The organism is Budvicia aquatica DSM 5075 = ATCC 35567, assembly GCF_000427805.1.
In the GTDB taxonomy this organism is placed as follows: Bacteria; Pseudomonadota; Gammaproteobacteria; order Enterobacterales; family Enterobacteriaceae; genus Budvicia; species Budvicia aquatica.
In genome coordinates, this window is sequence record NZ_KE386585.1 from 177,812 (window position 1) to 196,643 (window position 18,832).

Annotated in this window: 13 protein-coding genes; 3 read left to right on the forward strand and 10 right to left on the reverse strand. The window is 42.9% G+C overall.

What is annotated here, in order from left to right; genetic code table 11:
* Nucleotides 1–389: 389 nt before the first annotated feature.
* From YWE_RS0122845 to YWE_RS30820, 3 genes are all read right to left on the reverse strand, one after another.
* Entirely contained in the window at nt 390–3,464 is a 3,075-nt protein-coding gene (locus YWE_RS0122845; protein ID WP_029096536.1) for an efflux RND transporter permease subunit, read from the reverse strand.
* Nucleotides 3,464–4,549, reverse strand: coding sequence for an efflux RND transporter periplasmic adaptor subunit (locus YWE_RS0122850; protein ID WP_029096537.1), 1,086 nt, complete (start codon nt 4,547–4,549; stop codon nt 3,464–3,466). Before YWE_RS0122850 ends, YWE_RS0122845 begins: the two co-directional genes overlap by 1 nt.
* A 177-nt stretch (nt 4,550–4,726) precedes the next feature.
* Nucleotides 4,727–4,891, reverse strand: a complete 165-nt coding sequence (locus YWE_RS30820) for a hypothetical protein (RefSeq protein WP_154661459.1) — start codon at nt 4,889–4,891, stop codon at nt 4,727–4,729.
* 578 nt (nt 4,892–5,469) lie between these two features.
* Between YWE_RS30820 and YWE_RS0122860 the strand changes: the two genes are divergently transcribed.
* Nucleotides 5,470–6,438: an acyltransferase family protein gene (locus YWE_RS0122860; RefSeq protein ID WP_051323534.1), complete on the forward strand. Its 969-nt coding sequence runs from the start codon at nt 5,470–5,472 to the stop codon at nt 6,436–6,438.
* A gap of 290 nt (nt 6,439–6,728) precedes the next feature.
* Here the strand turns inward: YWE_RS0122860 and YWE_RS29265 are convergent, their stop codons facing one another.
* The 5 genes from YWE_RS29265 to purB form a co-directional block, all read right to left on the reverse strand.
* The gene (locus YWE_RS29265) at nt 6,729–9,530 is read right to left on the reverse strand and encodes an autotransporter outer membrane beta-barrel domain-containing protein (RefSeq protein WP_029096539.1); all 2,802 of its coding nucleotides are present in this window, start codon (nt 9,528–9,530) and stop codon (nt 6,729–6,731) included.
* An 864-nt stretch (nt 9,531–10,394) separates the two neighbouring features.
* Nucleotides 10,395–10,958 carry a 3'-5' exonuclease gene (locus tag YWE_RS0122870; protein WP_029096540.1) on the reverse strand — a complete coding sequence of 188 codons (564 nt, stop codon included), beginning with the start codon at nt 10,956–10,958 and terminating at the stop codon, nt 10,395–10,397.
* 191 nt (nt 10,959–11,149) lie between these two features.
* Nucleotides 11,150–12,511 (reverse strand): HEAT repeat domain-containing protein, encoded by a 1,362-nt coding sequence (locus tag YWE_RS0122875; protein ID WP_029096541.1) that lies wholly within the window; start codon nt 12,509–12,511, stop codon nt 11,150–11,152.
* A 416-nt stretch (nt 12,512–12,927) separates the two neighbouring features.
* Nucleotides 12,928–13,131, reverse strand: coding sequence for a hypothetical protein (locus YWE_RS0122880; RefSeq protein ID WP_029096542.1), 204 nt, complete (start codon nt 13,129–13,131; stop codon nt 12,928–12,930).
* A 13-nt stretch (nt 13,132–13,144) separates the two neighbouring features.
* Nucleotides 13,145–14,485, reverse strand: a complete 1,341-nt coding sequence (gene purB / locus YWE_RS0122885) for an adenylosuccinate lyase (RefSeq protein ID WP_071605922.1) — start codon at nt 14,483–14,485, stop codon at nt 13,145–13,147.
* 264 nt (nt 14,486–14,749) lie between these two features.
* On the opposite strand from purB, the gene dcuC reads away from it, so the two are divergent.
* Nucleotides 14,750–16,234: a C4-dicarboxylate transporter DcuC gene (gene dcuC, locus YWE_RS0122890; protein WP_084167179.1), complete on the forward strand. Its 1,485-nt coding sequence runs from the start codon at nt 14,750–14,752 to the stop codon at nt 16,232–16,234.
* Between the two features lie 69 nt (nt 16,235–16,303).
* On the opposite strand, the gene YWE_RS0122895 is transcribed toward dcuC, so the two are convergent.
* Nucleotides 16,304–17,239 carry a LysR family transcriptional regulator gene (locus tag YWE_RS0122895; RefSeq protein WP_029096545.1) on the reverse strand — a complete coding sequence of 312 codons (936 nt, stop codon included), beginning with the start codon at nt 17,237–17,239 and terminating at the stop codon, nt 16,304–16,306.
* A 284-nt stretch (nt 17,240–17,523) separates the two neighbouring features.
* Complete coding sequence (locus tag YWE_RS29950) at nt 17,524–17,700, reverse strand: autotransporter outer membrane beta-barrel domain-containing protein (protein WP_084167180.1); 177 nt, start codon at nt 17,698–17,700, stop codon at nt 17,524–17,526.
* Nucleotides 17,701–18,042: 342 nt separating this feature from the next.
* Between YWE_RS29950 and YWE_RS0122905 the strand changes: the two genes are divergently transcribed.
* The gene (locus tag YWE_RS0122905; protein WP_036016939.1) at nt 18,043–18,822 is read left to right on the forward strand and encodes an SDR family oxidoreductase; all 780 of its coding nucleotides are present in this window, start codon (nt 18,043–18,045) and stop codon (nt 18,820–18,822) included.
* The last annotated feature ends 10 nt before the right edge of the window (nt 18,823–18,832 follow it).

Consider the following 18,832-nt stretch of genomic DNA (forward strand, 5'->3'; position numbering starts at 1 on the left):
CCCCGAAGGTCGTCATCCCCGTGAAAACGGGGATCCAGCACTTGAAGTTGACCGTAATCCCTTGGTTATTAGGCCGTACTCTTGAGTTATTGAGCTAAAACCTGAATGATTCGCTGCGCTCACCCTGTGGGCCATTCACGAGGCGAATGTTTGCTTCGCCTACGGCTCGCGTTCCCGTTTTCGCGAGGATGACGGAGGTGGTAGCGATGACGCGAATCGAGACTTCTTCGTCATCCCGTTGAAAAACGGGATCCAGCCCTTAAGCTAAGCGCTAGCTTGTGAGCTAAAACCTAGATCCCCGCTTTCGCGGGGATGACGAAGGGGTGAAATAATAAAAATGGCGGGGATGGCGAGATATAACGCCAATCGCACTCAGCCGATGCTATTTATTACGCTTCCACAGCCGGCTTTTTCTTGTCTGAGTTCATGCAACTGTAAATCACCGGCAGAACCAGTAATGTCAGCACCGTTGCAAAACCTAAACCAAACATAATTACCACGGCCATACTTTGGAAGAACGCATCGCTTAACAGCGGAGCTAACCCCAGCACGGTGGTAAATGCGGTAAGCAATATTGGCCGTAAACGTGAAGTAGAGGCATCAATAATGGCCTCCAGTATCGGTTTTTTCTGCCGCTGCTGGCCTATCTCATCCACCAGTACGATACCGTTACGGATCAACATACCACTAAGGCTTAACAAACCAATCAGGGCCATAAAGCCAAACGGAATGCCGGTGAGCAAGAAGCCAACGGTAACCCCAATTAGCGCCAGAGGAATGGTCAGCCAAATGGCCAGCGCATTTTTAAACGAGCTGAACATCAGCACGGTGATGATAAACATCACCACAAAAGCAACTGGCAGGCTGGTAAACAATCCGGCCTGAGCCTCTTTGGTACTTTCATAGTCACCGCCCCACTCCAGTTCATAGCCGCGAGGTAGCTCGATAGCATCGATACCCGGCTTAATACGTTGCAGTAACTCAGCCGAGGTTTCGCCGCTGGCAGACGATGGATCGGCCTGTACCGTTAAGGTACGTTTACGGTCGAGTCGCATAATCAGCGGATCTTCCCATTCCGTAGTAAAACCATTCACTACGTTATCAATCGGAATAAACGCCTGACGTGCCTGACTCCATATCATGACATCGTTTAGACGCTCAGCATTCAGTCGCTCAGCGTCCGGCGTTCTTAGCACAATCGGCATCAGGCGGGTGCCGTCACGGTAAAGGCCGACGGTGGCTCCGCCAAAACTCATACGCAAAGCCCCATCAATTTCACGTTTATCAACCCCCAGCTCACGGCCTAAATGTTCAGAGAACTGCGGACGAATAACTTTATTCCGTTCTTGCCAGTCGTGCCTGACACCATCTGAGTTTGAATCTGAGCTGGCAATTTTTTCAGCCTGATCGGCCAGTGAACGTAAAACATCGGGATCAGGACCAATAAAGCGCGCTTCAATCGAGCTGTTATTTGACGGCCCGAACATAATACGCTTAGCCTGTACGCTAACCTGCGGATATTGATCGCGCACATAGCCTTCTATTTGGTCAATCATCTGAGGTATTTGGTTTAGTTGCTCAGCCCGCACCATCACCTGAGCATAATTGGAGTACTGGCGCTGAGCGTTATAGGTCAGCATAAAGCGCATCGCCCCCTGACCGATAGTCACCATAGTGTCGCTAACGCCAGCCTGCTCCCGGATATGGCCTTCAATTTTTGCCGCAATCTCTTCGGTATAGCCAATATCTGTGCCATAGGGCAGCCAAAGATCGACAAAGAAAATGGGCGTATTAGACGGCGGGAAGAAACTTTGGCGTACCTGACCAAAGCCAATAACCGAAGCCACCAACAGCGCCACTAAAACCGACAGGGTAATGGTGCGCTGATGCAGTAGCTTTCTAAGTACGTTGCGATAAACCCGGAACAGCCAGCCGTCATAAGGCGTTTTTACCTCACCATCGGCCTCCGGTTGTGCCATTTTCTGTTTTTCAAATGCCCACTTGGTAAATACCGGCGTCAGAGTCAGCGCAGTAAACCAGCTTAGCATCAGAGAAATCAGCAGTACCTGGAACAGCGACTTACAGTATTCCCCGGTAGCATCGTTAGACAAACCGATTGGGGCAAAGGCCAGAATGGCAATAATAGTAGCGCCCAGCAGCGGGAACATGGTGCGCTTAACGACGTTAGTAATAGCTTTAAGCGTACTCTCTCCCTGCTGTCGCCCGACCAAAACCCCTTCAACAATGACGATGGCGTTATCCACCAGCATACTCAGGGCAATAACCAGCGCGCCAAGAGACACCCGCTGTAGTTCGATGTTGAATAGCTTCATTAACAGCAAGGTGCCAAGCACGTTCAGTGCAAGCGATGCCGCAATGACCAGCCCACTGCGAACCCCCATGAAAATCAGCAAGGTACCGACTACAATCAGCAGCGCCAGCAGGAAATTCATGATGAATCCGTTAACGGCACCTTCTACCTCATGAGCCTGATCGTAGAAAACGCTAATTTCCATGCCGGCAGGGCGTTCAGCCTCCAGTTGAGCCAAACGGGCCTGTACCGCATCACCGACAACAATTACGTTAACATTAGGTGCAAAAGAGACGCCGATAGAGACCGCTGGCTGGCCGTTAGCTCGGTAAATACTATTCGGTGAATGGCTGACGCCCTGAGTAATAGTAGCAATATCACGTAAATAGACGCTTTTGGCGCTGCCGGGCTGGCTGACTAGCAAATTACCTAATTCTTGCACATTGTAAAACTCACCGGTCGGATGTAATCGGATCGATTCACTGCCCACCATTAACTGACCGGCGTTAGACACCACGTTTTGCCGAAGCAGCAAGTCGTTCAGCTGCTGCGGAATAATATTGGCCGCGGTCATTTGGGCCCGGGATATCTCTATCTGAACCTCTTCAGGTAAAACACCGACAATGCCTACTTTTCCGACCCCCGGCACCAATACCAGTTCACGGCGAAGCTGCTCAGCAAAGTTACGTAATTCTTGGTTACTATAACCGTTGCCATGGAGTGAGAAGAAAAAGCCATAAACGTCACCAAAGTCGTCATTGACAATCGGCGGGCTGGAACCCGGTGGTAAACGTACGGCTGAATCGCCAATACGGCGACGCAGTTCATCCCAGATTTGCGGCAATTCTGCTGAACCATATTCCGCCCGAATATTGATCGTAATCTGAGAAAGCCCAACGCTGGAGATCGAGGTGATGTTATCGATATAAGGAAGCTGCTGAATGGCATTTTCCAGCGGTAAAGTAATCTCCTCTTCTACCTGCTGAGCAGAGGCTCCGTCATACCGAGTTACAACTACCGCGGTTTTAATGGTAAAGGCCGGGTCTTCCAGCCGGCCAATATTTAAAAAGGCAATTACCCCGCCAATACCCAACAGCAGAATGGCCAACCAGATACGGGTACCGTTACTGATAAAGTTCTCTGTCAGTTTCATTACAGACCTCGCTCACGAACCCAGGCGCGTACTTCCTGATCCGGACGCAATTCTCGGGTGCCCGCAGCAACAATCCGTTCACCGTCATTCAGTCCCGAAAGAATTTGAATACCGTTAGCGGTCAGTTGACCCGTTTCGACCTTGCGTAATTCAACAAACAGTTTGCCGTCTCGCTGTTTTACCACCCAGACATACGGTTGATTGCGTTGAGTATTATCCGGATTAAATACGGCCTCTACCGGTATCACAATATTTGCCGTTTGGGCTGCGCCGGATAAATTACCCAGATTGATTCTTACGCTGCCGCTCATACCAGAGAGCAACGGTAAATCTGACGGCCGTGGCATGGTCAGGGTCATCTGATAGGTTAATGACCCTGAGGTCGTGTTGGTGGTGTGTTCTTTATAACGGGCAGCAAAGTCGCGGCCGGGTAAGTTATTTAGTTGGACTGTCGGCTGATACTTGGCATTGTTTTCATCGATAATAATAAATAGGTTTTCAGGAATGCTGAAAACAACGTCCAGTGAATCCAGCGAGTTGAGTATCGCAATTGGCTGACCGGCGGTAACAACCTGATGGTTGCGAGCATTGACGTTGGCAATAATGCCGTCAAAAGGCGCCAGCACCTGCATAAAGCTCAGCTCTTCCTGTGCAATGTTTAACGCGGCTCGCGCTGAATCTCGGGCGGCACGCTGTACATCTAATTCCGCGCGCGGAATAACATTACGTGCACTCAGCGTTGATAAGCGATTGAACTGAGTCTGGGCCAAATCAAAGGTGGCCTGACGATCTTTCACCCGCAGCCGGGCGTCGTTGTTATTGAGTTCAGCGATCAACTGACCTTGAGTTACCCGTTCCCCTTCTCGAACCAGAAGTTGTTGTAGCTGTCCGGGGCGTTTAAATGCCAGCTCAGTTTTATCTCCGGCGACAATTCTGGCCGGAAATACGCGCTCCCCCTGCTGGGCATTATTGATAACGTCAAAGATACTCACCGGTCGTACGCCGTCGCTTTTTTCAGGTGCCTCTCTGTCACAGGCAGAAAGAAAAATAGTAACAAGGAGAACAGCAACAAGTTTTATATTCACGATGCAATCTCTTAGAATCAGATTTTAAGGGCGCAGTGGACCAATTCGTTTGCCTGCATACGTTATGGCATCAGAACCACTGCTCATCTGGGCCACTCCGGCCCCAATTCACACTATGGTGAAAATCAAACAACTCATTACTTCTATTCAGATAAGGTTAAAGGCAACAGGTTAAACTTAATCAAAATTCACAGAAAATATAAAATGACTTTCAAAAGTACATCCGCAACCTTCAGAGCAATAATCCATGGGCTTAACCTCAGTCGCTGCGCTGCCGTTTAGCGCAAGACTTGCACCAGTAATGGAACCGACAGCCAGAGCACACAGGCACAGTTTATTCATATTCAAACCTTATTAGGCCGCAATTAAACATTAGCGCCACAAAGATAGTTATACTTAAATCATAGCCTTATCTATCAGATTTTCCTGTTATAAAAGCGTCAATTGACATTTTTATTAAAACGGATAGTTCCCCGCCCTTAAAACACACATTAATTTGGCATAAATAACCAGAATATTAAGATTTGTTAACCAAGGTCTCTTAAAAGCAGGTAAAATAAAAATATTGTTTTGCCTTTTCAGTCGGATACTTAAGCCAGTAAAATAAACGGGTAGTTTATGTTGGCTATATGAGCGTGTTACTATTCTGAACCAAGTATTTTCAACACTGATAGAAACAAGCATAACTAGCTGAATATAAAATGGTTTAATCAGGTTTCCATTACCTTACTCTGGCGACTGTAGGCTATTTTTTGATCTTAGATTAGACATTTACGGGCTCTACAGGCACTAATCGCCATATAGACTAACGATAACGCATTGTGCAGTTAACAATATTGTACTAGGATTATTTTTAGGAAAAACAGCGTAATACAATAGATAGCACGATAGATATTCCCTTTGTAATTGGTGTTAACATAATGATTAGAAACGTAAGCAAACACGCATTAAAAAGTTTGAGCTGCTTTGCAGCCGTGACCTTTTTTTCTACTAGCCAAATGTCTGCTTATGAAGACTTCCTTCATGTTAATTCAATGAGCATCCTTTACTTTTTTTCAGTAATATCAAAACCATTATTCTTTATTATTATTGGTTATATGGATGAAGTTGAAAAACTAACCAGAAAAGAGACCTTAATAAAGGTCAAAACCATTATCATAATAATTATTTTCTGGAATATTATTTTATCCCTAATTAAAACGCGTTTTGTCCAGCAAGGCTATCTTTTACAACAGGGTATTATTTTAGATATGGGTCTTATTTATTTGTTCTACCCTATCATTGTTAAAGGTATTCGAAATTTAAAAGCCACTGCATTGGTTCTGGTCGGTTTAGTGGGAGTTATCGCGCTTTTCGATATTTTTAGCCCGCTGGATACTCGTGACGATCCGCTGTTTATTTCCAGCTTTGCATTTATCTGGGTGTGGGGCGGCTACTATATTTTAGGCCACGCGTTGGGCACCGAACAGGGTCGCCGCTTTACAAGAAATGCCAGCGTACATTTACTGTCGAAGATATTGCTGATTCCTCTTGGCATATCGATGTTTTTCTACGAGCGTTATATATCCACTCATATCCATGAGAGCGTCGCCGTTTGGTTCGTTCTGGAACATCTTTACCTTCTGGCGATGAGCATGGTGCTGTTTATATTATTTGATAATATGTCGATGAAAAGTAAGCTGATCAATAACATCGTTGAATTTATCAGCCCGGCAATGGTCGGGGTTTATATCGTTCACTACAGCGTCTTCTACTTTATTACTACGCTGTATGACTTCCATAATTTTACCCTAAGATTTATTCCATTAGCGCTGGTATTTATCGCATCGGTTATGGTTTCACGCTTATTGCTGTTGAATAAGTACACCGCCAAAATTATTTCGTTTTAAGCTGTTCGGGCAAGAGATGGTTTTGATGAATAGAAGGTTACGCTGCTACTTTTCTGCCTTCCGGATGCCGTAGGATGAACGCAGTGAATCATCACGTAAGCTAACCATGTCGTATCCTCGTGAAAGCGTAAATGCGAGCCGTAGGTTAGGCATTTCGTTTTTCAAAGAAAGACAAGGTCGATAACCTGGTAATCACTAGGTTAGGCTGATAAATAAACCCACGGCCGCCCTTGCGGGAGGCTGTGGGTTGGATTGACTCTCACCTTAATTAAAAGGTCATCGTCCTCTAGTTAAAAGCTATAACGAACGCCAAGGTGCCCGCTGTATGGGGTTTCTACATGGTTACCTTTAGCGTAGTTAAGCTCTGCATAGGCTGACCACTGATTATCCAACTGCGTCGTCAGGCCTACGCCGTATTTACCAACGGTACCGGACATATCGTTAGAAAAACGTTCGGTATCATTAATAATAACGTCGTTATTCTTCTTGAACTCATGGCTTACGGCCAGTCGTAGATAAGGCTTAATCAGGGTACCGCCTTCCGTCAGGAAGGATTTGCCAAAGGTTGTACCGATTTCACCTTTTGCTGACTCGGCTGAATCTGCTTTTACCTTCATATCGTTACTAAAACGATAGCCGGTCTTTTCACCGTGGAATAACGAGGCCAGGACATAAGGCTCAACGAAGTAGCTGTCGATCTTAATGTGCTTACCTGCTTCCAATGAGAAACCAATACCATTGGTATTGTCCTTGGCGGTGGTTTTGCCATTGTTAAATTGGGCACTGTTTTCCGTTCTGAAGTGGTTAGCTTTTAATACGCCATCCAGATAGTAGCCGTTGTCATGCATCCATGTGCCGTAAAGGCCTAATGCATAGCTATCTACTTTACCGTCGCTTGAGCGGGCATCCAACGACGAATGGGTATAAGAGAACATACTACCTAACAACAGGCGGCTATTTTCCAACGCAATAGCACGATCGCCACCCAACATAACGCCGTTCATATCTTGTTTATAGCCGACGTTGTCAGTTGAAATACGGTAACGGCTGGTGATGTATTTACCCCATGCACCGCTTTGAGCGGTATTGTTATCACGTAAGTCACCCAGACGGGTTCTCAGTGTAGATAGCTCTCCGTCCCAAATTGTTGGTGTCACGTTAGCCATCGCAATCGCGTTCTTACCCCCTTCAGAAATTTCAGGCTTAGGATCTGGAGTCGGGTTCGGGGTCGGATCTGGGTCCGGAACAACAGTATTCTTTTGCGGAGACAGATACCAATTATCACCGTCTACACCGTCACCCTGCACCAGATAATATTTATAGGCACCCAGATCGACGCTGCCGTTAACTAACGTAAAGTTATCGCTGACGCTGCCATTAGCATAAATCAGATGATAAGGATTAGCGCCGACCACACCGCTTCTCAGTTCTTGGCCGGAATCCATCACCCTGATGTTAAAGGCACCGTCAATGCTGTTACTCACATTCAGGAAGTCGCCGTACCCGCCGGTAACATTGGTATTCATCACAAAGGTACCGGAACCGGTCAGGTCATGAATTTCCAAGCGGCTATATTTACCGCTATCGCTGCCATCTTTGCGGCCATAAACAACCATGCCGTTGTTGGCTAAACTTTCAATCGTTACCTCTGACACATCGGTATTGGCATTATGCTGCAGATATAACAATGAATCACTGCCCGCCAGGTTAACCTGAGTCGCGTAGGCACCCTTACCGCCCAGCGAACCGGTCCAGCTGTGTAAATCACCGCCTTCCATGGTCAATGAGCCGTTATTGACATCCAGCGTACCGGTAGAATAGGCGCCATAGGCAATTGTTGACTCACCGCCATGATTAATGGTGGTGTTTGAGATGTGGCCTAACTCATTAACAAACTGACTTCCGCCGTCAATCAGCGTCTTATTGGCATCGGCATAATATTCTACGCGCTGCACGCCACCCTGATAGATTGTTGACTCTGTCGCAACCTGATCTTGACCGATCCAGCCGTCTTGTTCAACCCACTGGCCACCGGTCCAACCGCCCTTTTTACCGCTAACAATTTGTAATCCGTAAACCTGAGTGCCGATAGCCTCACCGGTTTGGATTCGCTGTTCTGCACCGGCATAAATAGTGGCATTTTTCGCCGTCTGGCCAGTAATTCTAACTTTGTCATCAGACGTCCAGCCACGGTTTTCCCAAGTTCCGTCAACGCCGCTGACGATCTGAGTGCCATACACTTTGGCATCTTCAGAGATACCTGAAGTCACCAACTGGAGAGCCCCGGCATAGATAGTGGTATTACGATCGGAAATACCGTCTTCTCCGCTACCGGAATATACCTGTTGTACCGCACCATCATATAGCACGGTATCAAGCGCCAGGCCGCTGGTCATTTGGAAGCTGCCGCTGCCAACGTGAGTATTGGTAGCCGTACCGCCATAAAGCCAGTGCTCACCACCGTTAACGATGATAGTGTCTTTAATCTCAGAGGTACTTCTTACCGACTGTTCAAGATAACCACCGTCAATCAGGTTAGCCTGAGCATAGCCCCGGGCACCTACCACCATCTTGCCGCCGGAATTAACGATGGTGTTATAGGCTTTAGCATCATTATTCAGGCTAATGCTACCAAAGTTTTCAACCACGGTATCATAGGCCACCGAGTCATCCATCAGGGCCAGAAACCCGCTATAAACCCTAGTCGCATCGGTTGGATTAACAATTCCACCCTTAACCGTGTTGCCAATAGCGACGCTTCCGGTTTTGACAGTCACCTGAAACGAATCAATAGTATTGTTCAGACTATAAGAGTTTTGCTCAACGTAGAGAATTTGCTCAGGGAAGTAGGTTCTGGTAAAGGTCTCACCGTTTATATATTGATTCCCAGTAATAATTGACTGGTACTTCGTTTCCCACTTACCTTTAGCGATTGGCCAGCCATCGGTTGCGGTATTTAAGATATCACTAACGCTTGGCGTGGCTATTTCGGCCGGAAATGAGGTTGGAGGACGCGGAACCTCTGAAGAGTATGCTGCAAAAGAGGCTGAAAAAAGCGCAGGCAATGCCAACACTAATCTATTAAACTTCATAAACAAGTCCTTTTTATACAAAATAAATCCCTATACCTACTTAAATGACAACAATACCTGTTGTGACTGACATCATTTCAATTCGGCAGAAAACCCCATCAAATACGTTGCGATATATAAAATAGCCATAGGGGATATATGCATGATAAATACATCCACCTATATTTCAAGATCTATTTAAAGATCAAAAATAAAATCAAAAAAGTGTTAAAAAAATAATAAAAACAAAAAATTAAATAATTTCAAATAGATATGAAAGTTAAATCAAATAAATGAATAATTTCATTGCGTTACTTATTCACGTGAAAATAAATGAAACACGCCAATAAGTTAGATGAAATCAGCACTTAAAAAAATCACAAGATAAAAATTATTTTTATTTAAAAAAACGCATGAGATACAGACAAAAGAAATAATCACCATATTTACTAATTTGGGGGTTGTTATATAAAATCCCAGATCAATGAGTTGCTCAAATAACCAACAAGTACTTAATTATATCCAAACCAGCCCTGAGTTCTCGGCTGCAAGAATGGCGCTTGTCGATGATAAAAAATAGAAAGATATGGCTGGCTGATGCTTATGATATACGAAGCAATAGTCAAGATTGGGAGTCTGTATAATTTTTAGCCGTTATCATTAGGCTTGATGCTGATATAAATCTGGCATGTTAGATAAAGCGCTAAGCTAATCTGCTATGCCAGATATACCGCTACGGCAGAAGCCCCCCTCTTTTGCCGTAGCGGGTAAACCAATCTTTGACGGTCGGGTTAGGTTGCACCTACCGGTGCAATAAAATGAACGGTGATAACCTGCAAATTGAAACACAAGGATATGAGTAGAAAAAATCACACTGCAACCAAACTAGCGTTCAGGCCGATGATAAAGCTCCTGTTGATAAATCAGCCGGAACAGCTCAGCTTGGTATTTAGCATCACACAAAGCATCGTGGTTTCCTTCCAGCGTCGGGTGCAGCTGTTTATCGATTGAACTGGACCTGGTGTCATGCCAGCTACATCCGGTCGCGCCCATAAAGAGTGCCTTAATATCCAGCGCAGCAAAACCGAACGGGTTTTCTCCCAAATACTTCAAAAAATAGTAATTCACGAATGACCAATCGAAGGGAGCATTAAGACCGACAAACACCGGAGTCGCGTTTTCAGGAAGGTTGTTTGCAATCCAAGTGGCAAACTGAGCCATTGCCTCTTCGGGAGCAAGCCCGTCGGCTTGAGCCTGTTGTAAAGTCAGGCCTGAAATCTTCAGTGCAGCATCAACCGCTTGGTCGCTAATCGGCTTAAGCGTCATTAAAAACTCGATTTCGGGTTGATATACCAGACAGGCACCTAAGGTCAGCATACTGTGTTCGCTGACTATTGGCCCTGCGGTCTCGATATCCACCGAAATAAAAGTCTCTTGTTTTTGGTTCATTACACGACTCCGAACAATAGTTATTGACTCATCCCGCTATGATTAGCAAGGGTTCCAGGTAACGAACGATTTGGTAACAAGGTTCTGATAATTGACGTTTCCAATAATGGGAAGATAAACACAACAAGGTGCGTATCACATCTCTATCCGAGCCGAATTCAAGCGTAAGTATAATTTAACAGAATCCAATATTATTGCTTAAAAAACATCAGGATATTATATAGCCCGTCATAACATCTAAGATTTTGTTTAAACCAAGGATGATCAATTAACAAAGCGACTTGCTCAATTTGCCCGGCACTTGGCTGGGTTCCGCTTTGGTTAAACTTTTCATACCAACGGTAAAGTTGATCAACGGTGTCATTATGATGATTTAAGGAAATCTGATTAAGTAAGAAGATCAGGCGATCCCATTTATTCAAACGATTTGCCAGTTGGTTACAGGCGATAAATTGATGAGGAGATTCAGCTTTAGCCACTAATATCTGTAACTCAAGCAGTGACAGCGACAGCTGCTGTTTAGCAAATAATCTGACCGCCTCTTTGGTTACCGTAGGGGAAATATCCATTACGGAGTTCAATAAAAGATCTCTCACAGAACCGGTTAACAGCTTAACTAATAGCTGTAACGCCGCGCGTCTTACAGAGGGAAAGTGATGTTGCATAAAGGGTGAAACAATAGATATGGCCTGCGGATGCTGTATTGCCCCTATTCCCCACAGTGCACAGCTTAACTTTTTGGCGGTTTCCGCTTTATCCTGCAATACCAGACAATAAAAGGCCGCAAGATCCATGCCCCGATCATTCAACTGTTTAATAGCCCAGCTTCTGATGCGGGTATGATGATCAAATAATAACGCCTCAATTTGGTGTTTGGCTAATAACGGGGAGCTATGTTGATTGAGGTATTCTATGGCCATTAGCCGTATTGGTGCAAAGCTGTCGTGTAAAACAATCAGTAACTGTTGCTGACTGACGGATTTGGCCTCGGTTAAAAATAGCCTCACCGCAGTGAATCGCACCATAACATCGTCATGGTTTAAGGCTAACTCAATGATCTCACCAGTGGAAAGCAGGTGATGGTCAATAACAAGTTGAAGAGCCAGGCGAGCGACCTTAGGGCGTTTATCTGATATAGCCGAAATAATATGCTGCTGATTTTCTGGCTGAAGTAAAAAGCCAACCACTCGATTCACACTGGCTAAATGGTCATCCCGGCCACAGTCCAATAGCTGGTAAAGTTCGGGTAAACAAGAGGTCATGCTTTGAGCATGTTGATTGATTAATAGCTCAGCTAGACTGTGCTGTGCCGCTAATCTGACCTCAACAACCCAATCATTTAAGCATGAAATGATATCGGGCATCGCACGTGCATCCTGCATCAGACCGAGTAATGCAACGGCTTGCTGGCGGATAAAACCATTATAGTGATGGCACAGCTGGCGCAAATCATCCGGACTGTCAGCCCGCCACTGCGGTTGCTTGAAATGGGTATTTTTAGGCGCATCCAATTGGATTTGCATCTGTTTGATTAGGGCATCCAGCCTATTCATTTAATATTCTCTCCTTAGATTTTCACCAACATAGCTTTTTTATAATTGAAATAACACCATGAGATTAAAAAACTCATGGTGTTATTGCTCCTCCAGCTCAGTTGCCTGTTTAGAAGTTTGATTTCGCACTCTGTACCCTATCCTAGATAAACACTAATAAATAGAAATACACTTAAATTAAGCACAAATGAATTAACCTCAAACTGAACTCGGTTTATGAGATACGCGACCCTAGGAGAAATAAGGAAAATAGCGTCAAGGACAGGTTCTAATTTGGCAACACCACTGCGGACAAAGCAAATAATTTTAGCTATTGGCTTCCAACATTCTTTTGGGCGTTGTTCTAACCTGAGGGGTTGGTGGATAAACAGCGAATAACTCTTAGCAAATAGAAGCAGAGTTAGTTCGCTGTTTTTTTATACCGTCTGTTTAGCCAAACAAATAGTGGTGACTAGATTCTCCAGCATTTGCTGTCGCCAGCTCAGATGCTGAGGCTTAATATCGCTGCTTTCAACATAATTTAGCCAGTAACGGGCAGAAAGTTTTACTCTGCAAGTTCTGCTGGCCCGGCTTGCCGTTCCAGCCCGCATAGCGTTCAGCAACTGTCTATTCTCCACCATTTTTACTGCGACTCTATTTTTTTAATTCATCATCTACGCATTCAGCTGACTCACCAAGGTAATGTAAAGGATCTAGGATTTTATTAATATCCAACGTATCCGGTATATTTTCTTTATTAAGCTCATCATGAATTGACTCAGCAAAGGTGATCTTTTTCTCTATAGAATTCATGGCTGCTTCATATAGAATATGGTGTGCTGCAGGACGTCCAATGTGTTCAGCTAACTGCATCATTACGGCTTCAGAAAGAATTAACCCCCCGGATATATTTAGGTTTTTCTTCATATTTTCAGGATAAACATTCAAACCGGAGATTAACTTATATAAACCTTCAACAAGAGATACAGCAAAGATAGACACCTCAGGCAATGACACATCTAAAATATTACTCTCAGCAGCATCTCCTTCATTCATTCTTATCATTGATGTATTAGCCAACATCATTCTTGAACGCAACAATTGTGACACCCCCACAAGGTTTTGGGCATGCTGCGGATTTCTCTTTTGTGACATCGTAGAACTCCCTACTTTGCCGTGATGAAAACTCTCTTCAACTTCAGCAATCTCGGTTCTTTGTAAGAAAATCACTTCTTCGCTAATTTTTTCTACGGTAGCAGCCAATAAACCAAAAATATTGATGTAAGCAGCTAATGAATCACAAGAAGATCTAACTGGGATTGAGGATGATTTGAGATTCAGTAACTCTGCGACTTCATCCTGTACATTCCGCCCATTTCCCCCCATAGCTGAAAAAACACCAACAGCACCTCCCATTGTGACAATAAAAGCATCTTCCGCTGCCTGTATTAAGCGAGTTTTATGTCGACGAATTTCAGCCCGCCAACCCGCCACTTTAAAGCCAAAAGTAATCGGCAGTGCATGCTGACCATGGGTTCTACCCGCCTGAGGAATATTTTTTGTATCGGCCGCAAGCTTAGCCATCGCATTAAGAACATTATCGAGATCTGACAAAATAATATTATGTGTTTCTCTTAACTGTAATACGGCCCCTGTATCGAAAATGTTTTGGGTCGTTGCTCCCCAATGTATATATGACGCAGCTTCAGTACCACAAACCGCTTCATATTGACGCAATACGGGGACAAAAGGATGCATGGTTTCTTTGATACCTGCAGAGATTTTATCGGCATCTAATAATTTTACATCGGCCTTCTTTGCAATTATGTCTGCAGCAGATTTCGGTATCATCCCTAATTTAGCCTGAGCTAATGCTAATGCAGCTTCCACGTCTAGCCAACTTTGTATTGTGTTCGAGTCAGACCAGATATCTTTTGCTTTCTGACTAAACCAATGCCCTGTAATACACGAGTCAAACATTCCTACACTAGCCATAACTCATCCGCCTCTATTTTGATTTTGGTTATATTAATATATACATTCATTTATGATGTGATAAAAGTCACAATTTAAATAAAACAATCAATTCATTGTTTTATTTGATAAATAATCATATTTTCTCAAAATGAGGGGAACATCACACTTAACAATATTACCTAATGGTTATACTCGAATAACATTAACAACCAAACCTATCAGCATAAAGTTGTGATACTTGCTCTTTCACATAACCATGATTAATTCTTTGTGAGATATAAAATGACTGAGTCTACTGATATGAAAAACATCAAAAAATCCTTATTTATATGGACAATCAGCATCCCAATTATTTTAGCTTCTATATATTTTTGTTTTGGTCAAAAGGCATTTATTCTTGCCGTCTCTTTTATTGTTATTATATTGATTGGTATGGGAATAATGCGAAAAATATACGCACAAGCCCTAGTACTAGTCGGTGGGTGTGTACTTTTATTAATAGCAGCATTTCTTTTCCCTGATAGCACAATAACGAGTGCCAGTTCAGGCTCAAAAGTCATTGATGTCTTTATGGAAATAAAAAATGTCTTCAGTAAGAATATTGCCAGCTTAGGGCTTATTATCATGGTCATTGCCGGTTTTTCACGCTATATGAATGATATAGGTGCATCTGGAAAATTGGTTGAGATCTGTGTAAAACCTTTAGGAAGATTAAAGTCTAGGTATATGCTTCTTGGCGGGTGTTACATACTAATGCAACTTTTAGCATTATTTATATCAAGCCCATCGGGCCTGGCTCTTCTTATGATGTCTACGTTGTATCCCATCCTACGTTCTATTGGATGTAGCAAAGCATCAGTTGCGGCCGTTATTGCATCAGGAATTTGTATCGATTATGGCCCATCCGCAACCGGCAGTATTTTGATTGCTGAAATCACTGGTTATGATCTATTTAGCTTTTTTGTTGAAAAACAGATTCCCATTGTATGGATACTTTTTATATTTATCGGTGTTATGCATATGTTTGTCCAAGCTTATTGGGACAAAAAAGAAACAGTATCATTGCAAGATGATGACTTATTAATGCATCAACAAGCATCACCAGAAAAAGTGCCTTATCTATTTGCCCTCCTCCCAATAATCCCCATGATACTTCTTTTTATATTTTCTAGCTTAGTTGAAGAATGGCTTCCAAAAGAAATTCGATTTAAAATGGATGTTGTTACGGCTATGTTTATTTCATTTTTCATTGCATTATTTTTCGATTTCATTCGTACGTTAAGCATAAAAAAGGCAGCCGACAAAATAGCAGGCCTTTTTGACCAAATGGGACAATCATTTATTATGATCGTTTCAATTTTACTCTGTGCTCAAGTCCTTGCTCAAGGAATGATTAAAATAGGGTTTATTGAAACACTATTTAGTTTTATACCTTCTGGAACTCACACTCATATTCTCGTTGTTTTATCTTTCAGTATCTTAGTGTTTTTCAGTTCTGTTGTACTTGGTACAGGCTCAACCTTCAATGCCTTTGCACCTTTAGCGGCGGAAGTTGCTAAAGGTGCGGGAGTATCTGTATACAAGGTTCTTATTCCAATGCATTTTTCTGGCAGCTTAGGTCGTAGTTTCTCTCCTATAGCAGGAGTAACAATTGCCGTCGCCGGGTTAGTTGGATTAACACCATTTGATATCATTAAACGAAATGCTCTACAGCTTGGTAGTGCTTATATATTAATGTTAATACTCTCTCACTTTTTGATTGTATAATGTTAGCTATACACTAAAAAAGAGCTTGCTATAATTAGACATAGTTATCGCAAGCTCTTAAATTAGATATTACAGTGGTTCCGAATATCTATCTGGTATTGGTTGTTTTTGATAAATATATTCAAGATATCTCTGTATATGAGGTGAATTTAAATTAGAAAGAGTAAAGAAGGATGAATCATTTAGTACTTCTGGAATAAAATCTTTAAATATAATTTGAGGGTCATTAATAGTTGAGACAGGAAATGATGGCATTAAACAAACGCCCACATTTGCCCTTACAAAATCCAAGGCTAAGTATGAATCAGAAACTTCAGCAATAATATTATATGACACTCCTGACTTGTCTAACACGCGATCAAGCTTTGTTCTTGAAATATTTCTTTTAGTAAACACAATCATTCTTTTTTGATTAAGATCCTCTGGCGTAATGACATCTTTGCTAGCTAATTCATCAAGCCGATTCATCGCACAGACTATCTTGGTTCTTCTTAAAGGAAATGCACTAACATTGATACTCGCCGTATTCAGAGATGAGTCACCAAGAGCGATATCAGCTCGACCCTCATTTAAATTACTTAATAATTTTGAAGCTGTGACAATATCTATTTTTACGGTTACATCTGGATTTTCTTTTATATATTGAGCAGTCAAAGGCATAAGAAAGCAATATGCAATTGTAGGTGTTGAAATTATTCTTAAAGATTTTTTTTCTTCTTTATTCCACTCAAATTTGGTTAGTCTTTCAAAAGAGTCTGAAATTTTAACAATTTCTTCATATAATGATAATGCATCTGAATTAGGTATTAATTTACCTTTTTCCCTTTTAAATAAAACACATCCTGATCTTGACTCAATTAAGCTTAGTGTTCTACTGATTGCTGGTTGGGAAATACCCAGAAGTTCCGCAGCTAAGGTTGCCGTTCTAACTTCAATTAGTGTTTTTATTATTTCTAAATCTCTTAATGTAGCCCAACCACCTGACCAAGAAGATTTTTTCACCATTACCGTTGCCTTATTTTTTATATAATCGCTAGAACACAAATTAGCTTTATCGAGCTATACACCTAAAATATTTCCAGATTAACATGTTATACTATATAAATGAGTACGTTAAATATTAATTGGGGTTGTATGTTATAGCATCAAACAAGCATGGATAACATAGATATATGATGCATTGATGTGTTCATATTGATAATCAAAAAAACAATAGATATTAACCACATAAAAAACTTAGGTCGGCACATTAGATTCCCCAGCTCGTCCCCTCCTATTCACAATTCACATTAAAATGAATATTTCAGACCTAACGTGGCTCTAGTATCACGATAGCCATATTGGCCAATCTGTTGAGCTACATTGGTCCACAGGCTGATATTTAGGTTTAACTGCCCGTCGATACCCAGTTTGACTTCTGCCAGATTTTTAGCGCCCTGCCGTTCTATTGTGGCACCACCGTCCATCGTTGCCCCGATGATGTTAATTGCGCTGGGTATTGCCCTATACCGCTATTTGGCAAAAAATCCCGCGAGTAATATTACATTCGAGCCATTTTCAAAACCCATTAGGGTATAGCGCCATATTAACCCGTAACCCGGTGCCGGTTGAAAATCAGCCGTTCATATCATTATTTTTGCTTTAATTTGAGCATCTGCCAATTATTTGAGTGCGGTCACGGAATAACCTGCTGCCTCTATGGTATCGTCCCCGGCAGTTACTGAAGAGATAAAGAGAAAAGTGACTTCTGTATTTTTACAGAAGTGGGCTTTTCTCTTTTTTTTTGCATTTAATTCACGGGGTCAGTTATGAAAATAGAAGATTTCTCTCTGGATTTCTTTTCTCTTAAGGGGAAAACAGCGCTGGTTACCGGCGGCAATAGTGGCTTAGGGCAGGCTTTTGCGATGGCTTTTGCTAAAGCCGGCGCTAATGTTTTCATCGCCAGCTATATTGATGATAACGGCGAAACCCAGAAAATGCTTGAAAAGCAGGGAGTTAAAACCGGCTTTATAAAAAGTGATATCACCGAAGCGGGCGCTCCGGCTAAAGTGATTGATGCCTGTGTGAAGCAATTCGGTACCATTGATATCTTAGTTAACAATGCCGGAATGTGCATTAATGAACCCGATGTCACTAAGTTTACTCGCCAGCAATGGGATCCCATGGTGGCACTGAACTTAACCGCTGCATTTGAGATGAGCCATGAAGCGGCCAAGGTCATGATCCCGCAAAAAAGCGGCAAAATTATCAATATCTGCTCAGTATTTACTTACCTTGGCGGGCAGTGGTCACCGGCCTATAGCGCAACCAAACACGGTATTGCTGGTTTAACCAAGGCCTATTGCGATGAGTTAGCCCAATTTAACATTCAGGTTAACGGTATTGCCCCCGGCTATTATGCCACCGCGCTAACGGTAAAAACTCGCGCTAACCCAGAGTCTAATCAACGGGTTCTTAACCATATTCCGGCTAATCGCTGGGGAGAAACACAAGACTTAATGGGGGCGGCTGTTTTTCTGGCCAGCCATGCATCCAATTACGTTAATGGGCATATTCTGACCGTTGATGGCGGTTATTTAATGCGTTAATCAATAATGC